Source organism: Leisingera sp. S232, assembly GCF_049800895.1.
GTDB lineage: Bacteria > Pseudomonadota > Alphaproteobacteria > Rhodobacterales > Rhodobacteraceae > Leisingera.
Genome location: NZ_JBNAFX010000005.1, coordinates 93695 through 112270, shown reverse-complemented (window position 1 = coordinate 112270; position 18576 = coordinate 93695). Strand labels below are relative to the sequence as shown.

Genomic DNA, 18576 nt, shown 5'->3' with positions numbered 1-18576 from the left:
TAGCCAGACATGCTGCAATCATTGTTTCGGACACTGCTTTGTCTGGTGCTGATCTTTGGGTCGGCGGCCCATGCGGGCGCGCAGGAAAGTGATGTGAGCGGCGCAGAGGCGCTTTCGCAGGCAATCGAACAAGCGGCGGAAAACGGCGTCAGTGTTCTGGTGGTTGACAGCAGCGGGCGGTTGCTGAATGCGCCGCTGGAAACCGGACAGGAGGCGGATGCGTCAGCATCCCATGCCATGGAGCAGCCCTCCATGCTGATGAAGGCGCAGTCGAAAGTCGCGGCCTTTCGTGCAGAGCTGAACAGCAGGCTGGAGGCTCTTCCTTATTCGATTTTCGAAATGCAGTACATCCTGCGGCAGACCAGTCCCGACGGGCGGATCCTGACCTATGTTGAGGTGTTGTCCTGGAGTGTTCTTTTTCTGCTGATTGGTCGCTGGCTGTCGACTGAGATTTACGGCAAGCGTTTTGCCAAACGCTTTGTCGTGGCAAGAATCCTTGCTCGCCCGGAAGGCTACGAGGAGAAGATGCCATTCCTGGTCTTCCGGTTCCTGATGGGGATCGGCGGGACGGTTTTTGCAATGGTTTTTGCAGCCCTGCTGTCCTATCTGATCTTTGGCGCATCCGGTGACCCATCCATAGAGTTCACGGTTACAGCGATCTACACAGCCTTTTTCCTGGCCCGCACGGTGTCGGATCTGTGGCGGATGGTGCTGTCACCTTTCCTGGCACAATACAGGATACCGGTGTTTTCAGACCGTGATGCCAAACGGCTTTATGTCTGGGCTTCATTGCTGGCAACCTACGACATTTCTTCGACACTGTTTGCCACTTGGGTTGGAGATTTCGGTCTAAACTACAATGTCTATGCAATGGTCTACGGTGTGCTTGCCTTGGTGGGGACACTTGGCAATTTGCTGATGGTTCTGGTCAACGGCCGGGCGATTTCAAACGCGATCCGGGCCGGGCGGGCAGGTGAAGAATGTTCCTGGCTGGTGCGTATCCTGGCCGTCGCATGGGCGCCGCTGCTGATGGCCTATATGGCTTTTGGCTGGCTCAAACTGGCCTTTGATCTGGTGCTGGAGAAGGATGTTTCGATCCCTCTTATGGCGGGCAGTTATTTTGTGCTGACCACCATTCTGATTGTCTATGGGGCAATCAATTATGTCATCGAACGCTATTTTCGACGCTCCCGGCTGGTTGCGGCGGCGGGTGGTTTGCCTGGCGTTGAAGAGAGCGATGCCGGTTCGGCTTTCGAAGATGGTGCAAGCCCGGAAGGCAAGGAAGACTTTGATGACGAAGAGCCTGTCCCGCAGGCCAAACACCCAATTGCCACCTACGAAGATCTGGCCCGCCGGGTTGCCGGTATTCTGGCCTTTGTGGTCGGCGCCTACTCGCTAGTTATCGTCTGGAACCCGGAAGCCAGCTGGATAGAAACAACGGCTGCCGAACGGATGATCGACGTGACGGTGATCTTGTTCATTGGCTACATCGTCTATCACCTGTTCCGGATATGGATCGACAGCAAGATCGACGAGGAAGTCGGAGACGTAGAGCCCGGTGAATTGGGCGATGAGGGCGGGGCAGGTGGCGCCAGCCGTTTGGCCACGCTGCTTCCGCTGTTCCGCGGTGGGATACTGGCGGTTGTGCTGGTGTCGATCGTGCTGATTGTTCTCTTGGAATTGGGGATCAATGTCAGCCCGCTGTTTGCAGGTGCTGGTGTCGTCGGTCTGGCCGTGGGTTTTGGTTCGCAAACCCTGGTCCGGGATATCTTCTCGGGCGCGTTCTTCCTGATTGATGATGCCTTCCGAAAAGGCGAATACATCGACATCGGAGATGTAAAAGGCACCGTTGAGAAGATCTCAGTCCGCTCTTTCCAGCTGCGCCATCATTTGGGCGCACTGCATACGATCCCCTTTGGCGAGATCAAAGTGCTGACCAACTATTCCCGCGACTGGGTCATGATGAAACTTCCGATGCGGGTGACCTATGACACCGATGTGGAGAAGGTCAGGAAACTGATCAAGAAGCTTGGTCAACAGCTGATGGACGACCCGGTTGTCGGCCACACGTTTATTCAGCCGCTGAAGTCTCAAGGGGTGATTGAGATGCAGGATTCTGCAATGATCATCCGAGTGAAATTTATGACCAAACCGGGCGACCAGTGGATTGTCCGCAAGCGGGTGTACCAGGAGATCCGCGAACTCTTTGCGCGCGAGGGCGTTAAATTCGCCCACCGGGAAGTTACAGTACGCCTGGCCCCTGACCATGCGGAAGACGCGACCCCCAAGCAAAAAGAGGCGGCTTTGGGCGCTGCGCAAGCAGCCATTGACGAAGATATGCTGGAGGACATGGGCGGACCGCATGGCGACGACCGCTGAACTGGTTGGGCGGTGGCTGTTCTTTACTTGGTTATTGCCGAGGCCGGATTGAAGGGAGCGGTGATGCCGCGCTGAAGAGCGGGATGATCAAGCAGCCATGAGGCCAGAAAGGCTTCGGTCTGGTGCGGCCTGACCTCTTCCAGCTCTGGTCTTCTCCTCCAAACGGTCGAGGGACAGTCGGGTTCGCTTATTGCCGGGCGGTTTGCCAGGCAGCCGGGGAACTGCCGCAGCGGGTGGCCGGCTGCTCCCAATGCAGTGTTGTGGCGCTGAGGTGGAGCGGGGCAGCCAGTCGGCGGCCAGGTCCCCAGCTGCTTTTTTCGGTATGCGGTGCGTAGTCTGCGGCGGCCGGACCAGTAATCTCTGGCCCTTGAGTGGACGTGTCCATCCCGGCAAGCAGTTCTGCAGTGCGTGCCAGCGACAGGCGGGCCAACGGCACTGGCGCGCCTTGTGCCGCTGCATTGAGTGCTGAAAGCACCGCCGCAGCCATGAGGTATCCGGTGGCATGGTCCAAAGCCTGTACCGGCAGCGGGTGAGGCGTTCGGGAACCAGCCCAGTCGCGACCTGCATCCGCTATGCCTGCGCTCATCTGTACTAGGCTGTCAAACCCGCGCCGTGCGGCCCAGGGGCCTGTCCAGCCATAGGCGTCCAAAGTCACCTCCACTGCGTTCGGTGCAAGCCGACGCCTGTTGGTTGCATCATACCCCAGCCCGTCAAGAGCGCCCGGCCGATATCCGTGCACAAAGACATCGGCCTTGGAGAGCAAAGCTTCAAAGACCAAGCGGTCTTCGCCCATGGACAGGTCGAGTGAAGCCATGCGCTTGCCCAGTGACACTTCGGTGATTACCCCCGGCTCGTCCCAGCCAGGAGGGTCGATCCGCAGTACATCCGCGCCAAAGCCCGCCAGGGTTCTTGTTGAGACAGGCCCGGCGAGAACCCTGGTAAGATCCAGAACACGCAGACCCGCCAGAGGGCGTTCTGCCGTGGCTTGCGTCCGCTCACGCAGCTGGATGAAGCCGGGAGAAACCCAGTCAATCAATGGCTCTGCCGCAACGGCGCGGCCTTGCGGGTGCGCGCGCCAGTCTTCGCGGCTGCGCATGGCAGCGGCAACGCCGCCCGCATTTACGGTTTCGTTTTCAAGGTCGTCAGCCTGCCAATGCTTTACAACAGCAGCCACGGATTCCCGCGTGGCATCGCAGTCCAAAACATTCAGGGCCGCCTGGCGGTGATGCGGCAGGTTGGTGTGCAGACGGATCCAGCCGTCTTGGGTTTCGTAGACCCCTGCGATTGTGTCCCACAGGTTAGGCAGCTGCCAGCCGTCAGGGCGGAAACTGCAATCGAACCACAGGGACGCAAGGCGCTGGTCCACAGTCACTTGGGGGACGGCGGGCGCAAGGTTCAACGACGCGATCAGCTTTGCCAACTCGAGCCCTACAGCGGCAATAGAAGCGCTGGCCAGATCAGTGACCGCAAAGGCGCTTGACCATTTGCCGCTGCCTGTCAGGCAAAACTGCTCTGTCGAAGGCAAGGCATTGAGCAAGCTCACTGCTGATAGGGGTCGAGACTGTCACGCAGCCCGTCGCCGAGGAAATTGAAGGCAAGCACAACAACAACAATTGGCAGCATGGGAATGGCCAGCCAGGGATAGATCTCAACGGACGTCAGATTCTGTGCGTCATTCAGCATCACGCCCCAGCTTACTGCCGGTGCTCGCAAGCCAAGGCCGAGGAATGAGAGAGCGGTTTCACCCAGGATCATGGCTGGAATGGACAGCGTCGCTGACGCGATAAGATGCGACATGAAGTTCGGCAGCAGATGCTTGCGGATCACGCGGCCGGAGGATGCGCCCATCATTTCTGCAGCACGGACATATTCTTCTTCCCGCAAGGATAGAAACTTGGCGCGGACAGAACGGGCAAGGCCGGGCCAGTCAAGGATGCCGAGAATGATTGAAATGATGAAAAACACCGCAACCGGAGACCAGTTCGACGGCACCGCGGCAGACAGTGCAAGCCATAAAGGCAGCTCAGGAAGTGAGCGCAGGATTTCGATCACCCGGTTCACGGTCCAATCGATCCGGCCGCCAAAGTAACCGGCAACACTGCCGAAGAAAATGCCCAGCACGAAAGAGACCGTGATCCCGATCAACCCAACTGTCAGTGACAGCTGTGCGCCATAGGACACCCGGCTGAAGATATCGCGGCCCAGCCGGTCGGAGCCCATGATAAAGATCGTCGCTTCCTCGCCGGCGCAGAACAGGTGCCGGTTGCTTTCTATGAATCCGGCCAGGTAATAGGTGCTGCCTTCACAGAAGAAAGTGAGCTTGAGAGGACGCGAAGTGTCCGGGCTGAATTCCCATTGGAAGGTTTCCAGATTTGCCTCTGACGTCATCGGATAGACAAATGGGCCGACAAACTCACCCTCATGGAACAACTTGATTGATTGCGGCGGTGAGTAGAGGTGTTCTGAAAACCGCTGGTTCGGGCCGTATGGGGCTATGAAGCCGGCGAAAGGGATCAGGAAGTAAGCAATAAAGAGAAAGATGCCAGAGATCAGGCCCAGCTTGTGCGTCTTGAATTTGCGCCAGACCAGCAGCCAATTAGGGGCGTCAAGGTCCTTGCGCTCCAACTCCAGCAGGGAAGCCTGAGGATCGAAAGGCTGGTCATCGACATAGCGTCCGTCGGGCAGGTGGGTCATGCGTTGCGCCCTTCGTAGCGGATTCTGGGGTCAAGCAGTACAAGCAGAACATCTGAGATCATGGTGCCGATCAGCGTGAGCAGGGCAACGAACATCAGCACAAAACCGGACAGGAACATGTCCTGGGTTTTGAGCGCCGTCAGCAGGGTTGGGCCGATGGTTTGCAACCCCAAAACCACTGACACGAGGACGGAGCCGGAGATCATAGAAGGAAGCAGATTGCCGATGTCCGCCACAAACGGATTAAAGGCCACTCGCAGCGGGTATTTGGCCAGCATCCGAGAGGGCGCCATACCTTTGGCTATTGCGGTCTCCACATAGGGTTTGCCCAATTCATCCAGCATATTGGCGCGCAGCCGCTGCATCATCGCCGAGGCGCCAGCTGTTCCGATCACAAAGGTAGGCACGATCAGATGTACAAGAATGGATTTCACCTTGTCCCAGTTCATCGGCATCCCCTCGTATTCTGGTGCCATCAGCCCGCCGATTGGCAGATCAAACCAGCGGTGGCCGTAGTAAAACATGATCAGCGCCAGCAGAAAGTTCGGGGTGGCAAGGCCTAGGTATCCGACAAAAGCAGTTGTGTAGTCGACCCAAGAGCGGGCGCGGGCAGCGGCCATCACACCCAGGGGCAGGGCGACGGCATAGACAAAGACGACGGCTGCCAGATTGACCAGAACAGTCAGCCACAAACTGTCGCCAACAATGTCGGCAACCGGGCTGTCAAATTCGAAGGACCAGCCAAAGTTGCCCTGGATCATACCGGAAAACCCATGCGGGCCGGGCATGAACCCCATCCAGATCATGTATTGCTGCCACAGGGGTTTATCCAGCGCATATTCCTTGCGCAGGAATTCGGCCTTGGCGACACCGGCAGACTGGCCGGTCGCCTGCAGTTCGGCGATCTGGTTCGACAGGTAGTCGCCAGGGGGCAGGTTGATAATGACAAACACCAGAACCGATACCACCAGCAGGGTCATCAGCATGGTGCCAAAGCGGTAGATGGCGTATCGCAGAATTTCCATTAATCCAGGCCATCCTCAAAAAAGAACTCATCCGGCCGGTAGACACCAAAATGTGCACCCGGATCCCAGGCCCAGATTGCTTGCTCTGGAACATTGCGCAGCCGGTTGCTGACGACTACGGGCTGCGGTGCGGCGGCAATCACACCAATGGCATAGACCTGATCGGCGTGGATCTGCAGCATTGACCGCCAGGCGGAGAGGCGTTCATCTTCCGAGGTGGCCATATCCCAGTTTTCCAATAAGGAGAGCAATTGCTGGGCTGGCTCCATGTCAGGCGGCTCGCCCGCTGCGCCGCCGGTCTGATAGTACTGGCCCCATTTCGGCCAAGACAAAAAGACCTGATCTGTTGGGGCCAGATATACCGGGGATGTATAGGACTGTGGCAAACCGTTGTCCCAGCCGAACCACGCAGAGGCCATGGAGTTGCCGGAGAAGACCCGGTTTCTCAGGATGTCCCGGTCCAGCGGGCGCATGATCAGCTTTACTCCGACATCGCGCCAGTCATCAGTAATGATCTGGAGAGCGTTTTCCACTTCCTGGCGTTCGCCGGCGGTTTCCACAATCAGTTCCATCAGGCGACCGTCCGGCAGATAGCGGATGCCATAGCCATCCTTTTTTGTCAGCCCGGCTTCATCCAGCAGGCGGTTTGCCTGTTCCGGGTCAAACTGCGCCCAGGCTTCGCGCAGGGCGGGGTCAAACAGCTCGCTCTGTTCCAGAACGGTCATGGCGCCGGGTTTCGCGAGATTGAAATACAGCGCCCGGTTAATGGCGCGTCGATTGATGGACAATGACAAGGCGCGCCGCACCCGTACATCGCGCAGGATCTCCCGCCAGATCGGATCCTGGGTATTGAGGTTCGGGTAAATGGCGATCTGCGAAGCCGCGCCATTGCCCCAAAGGAAAGTCTTGTAGCCCGAGTTATCCTTTTCGCCTTTGCGCAGGATCGGAATATCGCGGAAATCCAGTCCGCGGGCCTGCAAATCCGCTTCTCCAGCGTTTGATTTGGCTGCCACCAGGCCAGGGGTCACGATTTCCATCTCAACCGTGTCGATATAAGGCAATTGCACGCCGCGGCTGTCGATGCGGTGGTAATAGGGGTTACGTACAAACTGGTGCCGGATCTTCTTGCCTGGCGAGGCATTGATCCATGGCTGCAGTGTCGGAAGCTCGTGATTGTCGAACTTGTACATATTGTCGTATTTATTGTGCAGCGCAGCCCAGCTTTTGACACGGGCGTAGTCGACTTCCTCTTCCAGAACTTCTGGGTCAGCATAGTCTGCGTGGAACTTCTTTAGATACTTGGCAGGGCGGTAGATGAAAGGCGGACGGGCCTGAGCCAGAGTGTGCAGGAAACTGGGGTTCGGGTTATCCCATTCATATATCACCGTGGTTTCATCCGGAAAGCTAACCCGTGGCAAGGTTCCCATCACCCGCAGAAAATCTGGCGGGCCGGCGGGGCTCAGCAATTCGTTGTTGGCAACATCTTCCCACCAGTACCGGAAATCGTCAGATGTAAAAGCATCACCGCTGGACCAGTGGTGCCCGGGCCGCAGTTTCAATGTGAATCTGCGATTTCCCTCGTTTTCGTATCCCAGAAGGATGTCTGGTTGCAGCTGGTAATTCTCGTCGTAACCTGTCAGCCGGGCGTAGCCGTAAACGACCATTTGCCGAATATCTTTGGAGCGCGTCACCATGGTATTGAGCGTTCCGCCCTCAGTGCCGAACTCCCGGCCCTTGGCGGCCAAGTCTACCACCAGTGGCACCTTTGGGAGACGCTTGGCTACGGGCGGCAGGTATCCTGCCTTGACCTCTGATTTCCAGAAACCGCTCTCCTGCAGTTTTATGTCTGCGATAGCAGGAACAGCGCATAGGCAGAAAGCAGCGGACAGAAATGGTTTCAGTGCATCAAACATGGCAGCGCACCTTATGGCCAGGTTCTAAGTGTCTTAGTCCGACGAGCGGCGGAGCATCGGCGCCACTGAACCGAAACGCTTCGGGCCAATGCTCAGGTGTGCCTGCCCCTTGGGCCACCAGTTTCAAGTCAATCGGCCTGTCGATGTCCGGTTCCGGCTGCGCCGCGATCAGCGCCTTTGTGTAAGGGTGCTGGGGGTTGTAAAACAACGTCTCCGGCGGGGCCTGTTCCACGATCAGGCCGCGCCGCATTACCGCAACCTCGTCGGCGATACGCGCCACTACGGCAAGGTCATGGCTGATGAACAGGTACGAAAGATTGTTTTTGTCGCGGATTTCTTCCAGCAGCCGCAAAATCTGTTCCTGAACTGACACATCGAGCGCAGACGTCGGCTCGTCGCAGACAATCAGCGCAGGATCAAGCATCAGGGCCCGCGCAATCGACAGCCGCTGACGCTGCCCCCCCGAGAAGGCGTGCGGATAGCGTTTCAGCATGTCGGGCGACAGGCCGACAAGACGCAGCATTTCAGCAGCCTTTTCGCGGCGCTCAGCGCGGGTTCCGATGCGGTGGATGTCCAGAGGCTCCATCAGAGTGTCCTGAATGCGCATTCTGGGCGACAGGGACGAATACGGGTCCTGAAACACCATTTGCGCCTGTCTCTGGAACGCAGTCCTGGTACCTTGGTCCATGTCATGGACCGTAACCGGGGGCTGGCCGGGGAGGGGCCGGAACAGTACTTCACCGCCGGGATCGGGCGCTTCAGCTCCCAAGGCGATGCGGGCGGCAGTGGTTTTTCCCGATCCGCTCTCCCCGACAATCGCCAGTGTTTTGCCGCGTGTTACCCGCAGATCAATCTCACGGCAGGCGTGGATCAATGTGGGAGCCTGCCAGCCTTTGCCAGCTCGCAGCGTATAGGTCTTGGAGACAGATTTCATCTCCATGATCAGATCGTCGCGTGCAGGGGGGATTGCAACGACTTTGGCCTCCGGGATTTCCGGGGCGGCATCGAACAATGCTTTTGTGTAGGGGTGGGCAGGCGTGCGCAAAATGGGTTCGGCGGGCCCTGCTTCCATAACACGGCCTTTGTGCATCACCACTACCTGCTCGGCCATGTTCGCAACCACGCCCAGATCATGGGTCACCAAAATCATCGCCATGCCGGTTTCACGCTGCAGATCTTTCATCAGCCCCAGCACTTGCGCCTGAGTGGTCACGTCCAGAGCTGTGGTCGGCTCGTCCGCAATCAACAGATCCGGCTTGGCAACCATTGCCATGGCAATCATCGCCCGCTGGCGCATGCCGCCTGACAATTCAAACGGATAAGAACGGTAGGTGCGCTCCGGTTCCGGAAATCCGACCCGTTCAAAACACTCCAGAACGATCTCTCGCGCCTCGCGTTCAGATTTGCGCCCATGCAGCCACAGCACTTCGGAAACCTGATTGCCGATCCGGTGCAGCGGTGACAGCGAACGCATCGGTTCTTGAAAGATCATCGAGATGGTGTTGCCACGCACGCCGCGCATCAGGGATTCATCCAGCGATGCAAGATCCAGTGCTTTTCCACGGGTATCCAGCAGAATCCGTCCTGACCTCAGCTGCGCAACTTTTGGAAGTATGCGGAGAACGGCGCGGCAAGAAATCGTCTTGCCTGAGCCGCTCTCGCCAACCAGGGCAAGCGTCTCTCCGGGCTGAACAGCAAAGTTCACGTCTTTGACAACGGAGTCACCTTTGCCAAACCCGATGCTGAGGTTTTCGACGGACAGCAGTGGGCGCATTCAGGTTTGTCCGCCTGGCTCGTTCACGACGCTCATGAGATCGCGGTTTCCCTTGATTTTTTCAGTACCTTCGCAAGCCGGGGAAGGATTAGTCAAACCCCATTTGGCCAATTGCCGCCTTAGTACCGGAAAATCAGCAATGAAAATGAACGTCTTGCTGCCCGAAGATGGCTTTGCCCCCAACATTCATTACCAGTTGAAGGGCCGGGGAGCGGCAGCCCATCGCCGGATCACAAAAAAAATGTGGGGGTAGGCTTCAGCCAAAGGCACGTACTTGCAGCAGAGCAGATATACAGGGTGTCGCCTCGACAACTCAGGGCTGGCTGTATTTCCGGGCTGCGCAGGCTGCCGTGTTGGCGCGGGAATGCGGCCTGGCATAAGGTGGCGGAAATTCGAAGGATCTGAAAGGCTGTTCATGGCGCAAAAACCTGTCTTGCACCGGGATGACCCGGAAGCCGAGCCGCTGGTCGGCAATATTAAAGTCACCCGCAACGATTGGCTGAATGTAGCCATGGATGTGTTGATCTCGGATGGGGTAGAGCAGGTCAAGGTCCTGGCGTTGGCGGAACGGATGCAGGTTTCGCGGTCTTCTTTCTACTGGTACTTTAAGTCACGTCAGGACCTGCTGGATGCGTTGCTGAAAACTTGGGAACAAACCAATACCGCGGGCATGGTGCGGCAGGCTGAGGCTCCTGCCAAGGCTATCACCGGTGCGGTCTTGAATGTGTTTGAGTGCATTGCCAATCCTAATCTCTTCAACACGGCCCTGGATTTCGCAGTCCGGGATTGGTCCCGCCGCTCCGGCAAAGTGCGAAGCCTGCTGGACCGGTCTGACCAGCGACGGGTAGACGCGCTGACAGCGATGTTTGCCCGCTATGGTTACCTGGAGCGCGAGGCTATGACCCGGGCCAAGGTGCTGTACTACATGCAGCTGGGCTATGACATGGCGGACCCAAACGAAAGCCATGCGCACAGGCTGGAGGTAACACCTGAATATCTCAAAGTGTTCACCGGCCGGGAACCGCTGGCAGAGGAAATGGAGGCCTTTACCGAGTTCACGCGCCAGCACTGGGATATTTGAGTTCCAGGTTGTTGCTGGAATGACTTTGGTTAGAAGCTGCGAAAAGCTTCACTGACGGAAGTTTGCACCTTTTTTGCGGCCTCTTGGCGAACGGGTCCATAACCGCGGATGTCCATAGGAGCCTGCAGGATGTCCAGGCAGGCGTCGTGCTTGCCTGACGTATAGCTCTGGGCGACGTCCTGAAGCGTCTCTTGGTACCAGGAAAGAAGATCGCGGTGCAGGCGGGCTTCTGCGTGATAGCCGAAGATATTGAAAGCCGTTCCGCGCAGGCAGCGCGCCTTTACCAGCAGGTTCAAAGCAGGACGCAGCCAGGGGCCAAAGGATTGTTTCAGGGGGCGGCCGCGGGCATCTATTTTGCGGTTCAGAAAGGGCGGTGCAAGATGATATCTGACGGTTAAGTCCCCTTCGAATTCATCTTCGATCTGATGCCGGAACTTGTCACTTGTTAAAAGGCGCGCAACTTCAAATTCGTCCTTGTATGCCATTAGTTTAAAGAGAGACCGCGCCGCTGCCGCAGTCAGTTGATCCGCTGCCTCAGCAGGCAGGGCAGCGTGGAACTGTGCCAAAGTATCCTGGAACCGTGCTGCATACTTGGTGTCTTGATAGCCTGTCAGGTAGGTGGCGCGCCGTTCAATCAGCTCTGTCAGAGTTTCGTCTTTTTGCGGGGGTTCCTTGTAAAAATCGTCGATTCGTTTGGGGTTCGCGGCCACGGCGCGGCCGATCGCAAATGCAAGGCGGTTTTGGTCAATGGCCACGCCGTTCAATTCAATGGCTTGATCCAAGGCTTCTGCGCTGACGGGAACCAGCCCCTTTTGCCAAGCAAACCCTAGCATTATGACATTGGCCAGAACCGCATCGCCAAGCAGCTTTTCAGCTGCCTTGTTGGCGTTGAAGCCGGACAGGTTGGCCGCGCCAACAGCCTCGGCGATTGCCTGTTCTCGTACGCCTGCCATCAGGTCGGCATCGCGCCGCAGAACGAGATCGCCCGTGGGCATTTCAGCCCGGTTCAGAACAACTTTGGTACCCATGCGGTAATGAAGCGACGCTTTGGGCGCGGAGCTTACGACGATGTCGCAGCCAATCACCGCATCTGCTGCTGCTTGGCCGATCCGTACTTGATTCAGGGATTCCGGAGCACTGGAAAGCCGGATGTAGCTCAGCACGGTGCCAAATTTCTGTGCGAACCCAGTGAAATCCAGCACACTTGATCCCCTGCCTTCCAGATGGGCGGCCATAGTGATCAGCGCTCCGATGGTCACAACGCCTGTGCCGCCCACCCCGGTAACAAGCAGATCAAACGGCTTTGACAGGGAAGGAAGTTCCGGCGTCGGTAACTGGGCAACCAGCTTGGCCGCATCCAAACCGGCGGCTTTCTTCTTGCGGCGGGTTGCCCCTTCGACGGTCACAAAGCTGGGGCAAAAGCCGTTCAGGCAGGAGAAGTCCTTGTTGCAGGCGGACTGGTTGATCTTGCGCTTGCGGCCAAATGGCGTCTCTTTCGGCTCGACGCTCAGGCAGTTGGATTCAACTGAGCAGTCGCCGCAGCCTTCACAAACCAGATCGTTGATGAAGGCAAACCGCTTGGGGTCTTCGATTTGCCCCCGTTTGCGGCGGCGGCGTTTTTCGGTGGCGCAGGTCTGTTCGTAGATCAGCGCGCTGACACCAGGCAGTTCGCGGAGTTCCCGCTGCACTCTGTCGAGTTCGCTGCGGTCATGAAAGGTGGTTCCAGTCGGGAAATCCCCGGAAGCGAATTTGCCGATGTCGTCGGAGATCAGCGCAATCCGCGCTACGCCCTCTGCGCGGCAGGTCTGGGCTATTCCGTGAACAGACACCGGCCCGTCTACTGGCTGGCCGCCAGTCATTGCCACCGCATCATTGTAGAGGATTTTGTAGGTGATATTGGTGCCGGCGGCGACCGCCTGCCGGATCGCCAGGGAGCCAGAGTGATACCAGGTGCCTTCGCCCAAGTTCTGGAACACGTGTTTGTTGCCGTTGAATTGCGAGGCCACAGTCCAGGGCACGCCTTCGCCGCCCATCTGGGCATACCCCGCAGTTTCACGGTCCATCCAGCTGGCCATTACGTGGCAGCCAATGCCGGAAAACGCCTTGGATCCCTCAGGCAGTTTGGTTGATGTGTTATGGGGGCAGCCGGAGCAGAAGTAGGGCGTTCGGGTCGCGCCTGGAACATCCAGCAACTTCGGCGGTTCAGCCGTTAGTGCTGCAGCTTTGGCGGGCAGGTTCTCCTCTGGAAAGAATTTGTCCAGCCGGGCGGCGACGATGGGCGCCAGCAATAACGGGCTCAGCTCGCCGGTCCAGGGGATCAGCGGCGCGCCCTGGCTGTCGTATTTGCCGACCATCTTCTCGGGCTTGCTGCCGGGCCAGTCATAGAAGTTTTCTTTGAACTGGCTTTCAATGATACCGCGCTTTTCTTCGACAACCAGAACCTCCTGCTTGCCCTTCACGAACTTCAGCGCGTCAGAGCGGTCCAGTGGCCAGACCATGCCGACCTTGTAGATGTCGATGCCCAGACGGCGGCAGGCGGTCTCGTCCAGCCCCAAAAGCCGGAGTGCCTCCATCAAGTCGAGATGTCCCTTGCCGGTGGAGACAAAGCCGAACCTGGCTTCCTTGATGTCATAGATCCGCTTATCGATCGGATTTGCTTCGGCAAAGGCGCGCACCGCGTCCAGCTTGGCGTGAATCCGGGTCTCAATTTCAGCAGAGGGCAGGTCGGCGCGGCGGATATGCAGCCCACCGGGATAAACCGGCAGCTCAGGGTAAACAAACCGGCGATCCGGATGCAACTCGACCGAGCGTGCGCTTTCGACAGTTTCCGACACGGCTTTGAAACCTACCCAGGTGCCCGAGTAGCGGGAGAGCGCAAAGCCGTATTCTCCGAAAGTCAAAAACTCTGAAACATCCGCCGGGTTCAGGACCGGCATGAACCAGGACATAAAGGCCACGTCCGACTGGTGCGGCATGGAGGAGCTGACGCAGCCATGGTCATCGCCGGCAACCACCAATACGCCGCCTTTGTCAGAGGAGCCGTAGGCGTTGCCATGTTTCAACGCATCGCCGGAACGGTCCACGCCCGGCCCTTTGCCATACCACATGGAGAACACGCCCTCGACCTCGCAATGCGGGTCCAGAACGGCCTGCTGGGCTCCGAGAACTGCGGTGGCACCAAGGTCTTCGTTCACTGCTGGCATGAACTTTATGCGGTTTGCCTGCATACGCTCCTTGGCGCGCCAGAATTCCAAGTCAACCCCGCCCAGCGGTGAGCCGCGGTACCCGGAAACAAAACCGGCCGTGTTCAAGCCAGCATGCCGGTCGCGGCGGGCCTGGTCCAGCATGACACGGGCCAGCGCCTGGGTGCCGGTGAGGAACACCCTCCCTGTGGTCATCTCGTAACGATCGTCCAGTTTGTAGCTTCGGAAATCGTGGCTCAGCTTGGTCATCGCGGCAGAATCCTTGCGCGGAATGCGTTGTTTCCGGAAAAGTAACCCATATATGGTGAAAAAAATTGCCTGAATTTCTGGAAAAGCGGTAGTATACGGTTAAAATTACCGACGTGATGCTTCATTGCGGGGAAAGTGACCGGAATATGAAACTAGATGACCGTGACCGCCGGATCCTGACGTTGCTGCAAGAGGATTCCCGTATCTCGAATGCAGATTTGGCAGAGGCAGTGGGAATGTCCCCGTCAGCTCTTTGGCGCCGGGTGCGGGGGCTGGAGGAGGCGGGTATCATCGAACATTACGGGGCCGTGGTGAATGCGCCGGCTATGGGGTTGGGGTTCCAGGCCATTGTGCATGTGCATTTAACACGCCATGACCCGGAGAAGCTGGTGGAGTTCATCGGTGCGGTGGAAACCAGCCCTCTGGTGCAGGAATGCTATGCGACCACTGGTCAGGCCGATTATCACCTGCGGGTACTGGCGCCGGATCTGGAGGCCTATAATAGGTTTTTGGAAAACTTCCTGTTTCGACTGCCTGCCGTTGCCAGCGCCCAGACCAATGTGGTGTTGCGTACAATCAAACGCGACAAGCCAGTCGTGCCCTGATCAATGGGCCAGCAGCGCGGACATGGGATTGGCATGCTGCTGCGACACTTACATAGCAGCGTATTTGACCCAGCCCCAAGCCATAGCAATATACGTCAGCTGGTGCAGCGCCTGGTCGGACCCCATGGCCTGCCAGAACATGGCTTGCTGTGGAGTGAGCTTCTTGCGCTCAGAAAAGCGGGCCTTGCCGAAATCAATATGGAAATGAACCACCCATTCCAGCACTGCCAATACCAGGATGAAGGCCAGCGGAGCGGCAAACAGCAGGAAGACCACCGCTGAACCGATCACATGGACACCGGCATGCTGCGCCCGCCCCAAGTGCGCATAGGCGCAGCGCCCCGACAACATCTTGGGAGTCTGCAGGAAAAAGTCGGCAAACAGGTGCTTGACCTGTAAAGCGCAGAGCAGCAGCAGAACGGATCCGACGTATTCCGGCAAACCTATTTATCCTCTAGAAGCTTACTTGGCTGGAACCTTACGGATTTTTTGGCGCCTGGCAAATGTTGCGACGGCAAGATGCCGCAACGGGACGCAGCAGTTTTCTGCCCATTGCCTGTTCCGGTCAAACCGCGCTACCCATAAGGAAGCCTTGTCCGAAGCCGCCAATTATGGAGCTTTCCCATAGAACGCTCTCTTTTCCGTTTTATCTGGAAGTACTCGAAGCGTGACCAACTGGTGCTGCTGGTTGTGACTGCCTGCCTGTTTCCACTGCTTTACCTGACACTTGAGCTGCCCAAACGGATCATCAATGATGCAATCGGGGCCGAAAGCTCAACGATCACTATGCTGGGGCAAAGTTTCGACCAGCTGACGTTTCTTTGGATTCTATGCGGTGCGTTTCTGCTTTCAGTGTTGTGCCATGGCCTGCTGAAGATGCGGATCAACACCATGAAGGGTGTTCTGGCCGAGCGAATGCTACGCCGGTTCCGCTACTTGCTGATTGCCAGGGTTCTGCGCTTTCCTCAGCCGTATTTCGAACGGGTGAGCCAAGGTGAACTGGTGTCAATGGTCACCTCGGAGTCCGAACCAATGGGCGGACTTATGGGCGATGCCGTAAGCCAGCCGGTGCTGCAAGCCGGGCAGATGCTGACGATTCTGTTTTTCCTGTTCCTGCAGAACTTCTGGTTTGGAATGGCGGCTATTGCGCTTATTCCGCTGCAAGGCTGGCTGATCCCAATACTGCAGCGTCAGATCAACCTGCTGAACAAGAAACGCATCAAGCAGGTGCGCGCGCTGGCCACGGAAATCGGAGAGAGCGCCGCCGGGGCCTCAACACTCAGGATCAATGGCGGCTGGCGGTATAGGATGGCGGTTATCACCGCCCGGTTGGGACGGCTTTATGATATTCGCTTTCTGATTTACCAGAAAAAGTTCTTCATGAAGTTTCTCAATAACTTCATTACTCAGCTGACCCCGTTCTTTTTCTATGCGGTTGGCGGCTATCTGGTTTTACAGGGCAAGGTCTCACTGGGTGCACTGGTAGCAGCTTTGGCTGCCTACAAGGATCTGGCATCGCCCTGGAAAGAGCTTCTGACCTATTACAACCAGACACAGGACATGAGCCTGCGCTGGGAGGTGATCCTTGAGCGCTTTGCGCCGCAGGGCATGATCGATGAAAAGCTGCTGAGCGGCGAGCCGGAAGAGCTAGGCCGACTTGAGGGCGACGTAAGCCTTGATACTGTCAGCGTGCGGGACACAGATGGAAATCTGGTCTTGGAAGATTTGAGTGCGACCTTCCCAGCGGGGCAAGTGATTGGGATTGCAGCGCCATCCGAGGAAGACAGGCGGGCTCTGGCGGAACTGTTGACCCGGGAAATTCTGCCGTCTTCGGGCACTGTGACAGTGGCCGGCAAAAGCCTTGCCGGGCTGCATCAGGCAACCGTTGCGGCCCGGATCGGCTATGCTACATCCCGTCCCGTGCTGTTTCAGGGATCATTTGGTGACAACGTGATGATGCCGATGCGGATGCGCCCGCGGGGCAAAGCACGCAATTTGCGGGAGCTGGAAATCGCAAAACTTGCTGGCAACAGCCCAGACCCCTTTGATGCGCCATGGCTGGACCCGGAACTTGCAGGCTTCTCAAATGAGGGGGAACTGCGCGCCTGGTGGCTGAAGCTGGTCGAAGGTATTGGTTCAGACACAGCTTTGTTCCGCCGTGGTATTGACCAGTATTTCGAAGCCCCGGCGCATCCTGTTCTGGCGGAACAGCTGGTAAAATTGCGCCCGGCAGTGCGCAAGGCAATCGAGGATGCCGAGCTGGATGGGCATGTGCATTTTCTGGACGAGGAAAGCTATAACCCGGCTTTGCCGGTTGCCGAAAACCTCCTGTTTGCCGCGTCTCAGGAAGCGATGACAGGAGAAATGCTACACCGTCAGGGGGAGTTTCTCGACCTGCTCAAACAGATCGGGTTGGACGAAGGATTGGCTGCGCTGACCCGCGATGTCGTCGAGATGCTGAGGCAAATTTTTGGCGTCGATGGCACCGGGCATCCTTTGTTCCGCAAGCTGGGGCTGGACGTGGCAGCCTATGAGGCGGCTTTGGCGTTGGCGGACAGGCCTAGGACAACTGATGCCGCTAAACTCAGCCGTGAAGAACTGGCACAGCTGCTGATTATTCCGTTCACAATCTCGGCTGAGCAGATCGGACCGGCCTTTGAAAACAGCATGAAGGAGCGAATCCTGGGGTTCCGCCGCAGCCATGGCGACAGCTTGCTGAATGCGCTGGGGGCCGGATTTACACCTTTTCGCGACGATTTGTTTGCGCCCAGTCTGACGGTTCTTGAGAATGCGCTGTTTGGGAAAATCTCAGATACCGCCGGGGCCAAGGCGGACGAGGTGCGCAAACTTGTTTCAGATCTGATGGTCCGCGACAGCTTGCGGGATAAAGTGGTGGAGTTGATCTTTGACATGCCGATAGCCGTTGGGGGGCAGGGGCTGGCCGCCAGCTTTGCAGAGCCGCTGGCCTTTTGCCGGGCAACCATCAAGCGGCCGGATATACTGATCCTCGACTCTGCTATGGCAAGCTATGATTTGGAAACCCGGGTGGCGGTGCACAAAAATTTGCGCAAGCTTCTGCCAGAGACAACACTTGTCTATCTGGCCCCTAGTTTTCAAAGCCCTGATGTATTTGATGTGTTCTTTGAGCTGCGCCAGGGGCGGCTTGTCAGCGATGAGGCACAAGCAGCTGCGTCGGGAGACGGGGCGGCAAGCCAGGACCTTGCACTCAAGCTGCGGGCGTTGGAGCAGACAGAGCTGTTTTCCGGCCTGAACCGCCGCCAGCTGCGGCTGCTTGCCTTTGGTGCGCGATGGTATGAGGCCAAGGCGGGCGAGGTCGTCTTTCTCAAGGATGATGAAGCGAGCGACGGTGCCTATATGGTCCTCGAAGGCGAAGCCGGTCTCTATTTGCCTCAAGATGGCCAAGAAGACCGCCTGATCGCGGCTGTTGGTCCGGGACGGCTGGTTGGCGAACTGGGGTTGATCCGTCATGAGCCGCGCGCATTGAGCATGATTGCAAAGACTGATCTGCGGTGCTTGCGGATCGGTGAAGAGGAATTCCTGGCAGTGGTGGAAAATGATGCCTCGACGGCTTTCAAATTGTTGCAGGTGGTGGCTGGCTACGTTTCCAACTGATCCGGAAACAACTGGGGAGA

The 18576-nt window shown here is 57.6% G+C and carries 11 protein-coding genes; 4 read left to right on the top strand and 7 right to left on the bottom strand.

Going from position 1 to position 18576, the window contains the following annotated elements; translation table 11 throughout:
• Positions 1–9: 9 nt before the first annotated feature.
• Entirely contained in the window at positions 10–2379 is a 2370-nt protein-coding gene (locus ACP151_RS05970) for a mechanosensitive ion channel domain-containing protein (protein ID WP_424977946.1), read from the top strand.
• A gap of 187 nt (positions 2380–2566) precedes the next feature.
• On the opposite strand, the gene ACP151_RS05965 is transcribed toward ACP151_RS05970, so the two are convergent.
• The 5 genes from ACP151_RS05965 to ACP151_RS05945 are packed head-to-tail and all read right to left on the bottom strand — an operon-like array spanning position 2567 to position 9785.
• A complete protein-coding gene (locus ACP151_RS05965) occupies positions 2567–3922 on the bottom strand; it encodes a CoA transferase (RefSeq protein ID WP_424977945.1) in 1356 nt (451 codons plus the stop codon).
• Complete coding sequence (locus ACP151_RS05960; RefSeq protein WP_424977944.1) at positions 3919–5073, bottom strand: ABC transporter permease; 1155 nt, start codon at positions 5071–5073, stop codon at positions 3919–3921. The genes ACP151_RS05965 and ACP151_RS05960 overlap by 4 nt, the downstream gene beginning before the upstream one ends.
• The gene (locus ACP151_RS05955; RefSeq protein ID WP_424977943.1) at positions 5070–6098 is read right to left on the bottom strand and encodes an ABC transporter permease; all 1029 of its coding nucleotides are present in this window, start codon (positions 6096–6098) and stop codon (positions 5070–5072) included. Before ACP151_RS05955 ends, ACP151_RS05960 begins: the two co-directional genes overlap by 4 nt.
• Positions 6098–8011 (bottom strand): ABC transporter substrate-binding protein, encoded by a 1914-nt coding sequence (locus tag ACP151_RS05950; RefSeq protein WP_424977942.1) that lies wholly within the window; start codon positions 8009–8011, stop codon positions 6098–6100. The genes ACP151_RS05955 and ACP151_RS05950 overlap by 1 nt, the downstream gene beginning before the upstream one ends.
• Positions 8004–9785 (bottom strand): dipeptide ABC transporter ATP-binding protein, encoded by a 1782-nt coding sequence (locus ACP151_RS05945; RefSeq protein ID WP_424977941.1) that lies wholly within the window; start codon positions 9783–9785, stop codon positions 8004–8006. Before ACP151_RS05945 ends, ACP151_RS05950 begins: the two co-directional genes overlap by 8 nt.
• A gap of 415 nt (positions 9786–10200) precedes the next feature.
• Here ACP151_RS05945 and ACP151_RS05940 point away from each other — a divergent pair, with 415 nt between their 5' ends.
• Entirely contained in the window at positions 10201–10866 is a 666-nt protein-coding gene (locus ACP151_RS05940) for a TetR/AcrR family transcriptional regulator (protein ID WP_424977940.1), read from the top strand.
• A 29-nt stretch (positions 10867–10895) separates the two neighbouring features.
• Here ACP151_RS05940 and ACP151_RS05935 read toward each other — a convergent pair whose 3' ends face one another.
• The gene (locus ACP151_RS05935) at positions 10896–14318 is read right to left on the bottom strand and encodes an indolepyruvate ferredoxin oxidoreductase family protein (protein ID WP_424977939.1); all 3423 of its coding nucleotides are present in this window, start codon (positions 14316–14318) and stop codon (positions 10896–10898) included.
• A 146-nt stretch (positions 14319–14464) separates the two neighbouring features.
• Between ACP151_RS05935 and ACP151_RS05930 the strand changes: the two genes are divergently transcribed.
• Complete coding sequence (locus tag ACP151_RS05930; RefSeq protein WP_424977938.1) at positions 14465–14923, top strand: Lrp/AsnC family transcriptional regulator; 459 nt, start codon at positions 14465–14467, stop codon at positions 14921–14923.
• Positions 14924–14971: 48 nt separating this feature from the next.
• On the opposite strand, the gene ACP151_RS05925 is transcribed toward ACP151_RS05930, so the two are convergent.
• On the bottom strand, positions 14972–15364 hold the full coding sequence (locus ACP151_RS05925) for a DUF3307 domain-containing protein (RefSeq protein ID WP_424977937.1): 393 nt from the start codon (positions 15362–15364) through the stop codon (positions 14972–14974).
• Positions 15365–15598: 234 nt separating this feature from the next.
• Here ACP151_RS05925 and ACP151_RS05920 point away from each other — a divergent pair, with 234 nt between their 5' ends.
• Positions 15599–18556 (top strand): cyclic nucleotide-binding domain-containing protein, encoded by a 2958-nt coding sequence (locus ACP151_RS05920; protein ID WP_424978021.1) that lies wholly within the window; start codon positions 15599–15601, stop codon positions 18554–18556.
• The last annotated feature ends 20 nt before the right edge of the window (positions 18557–18576 follow it).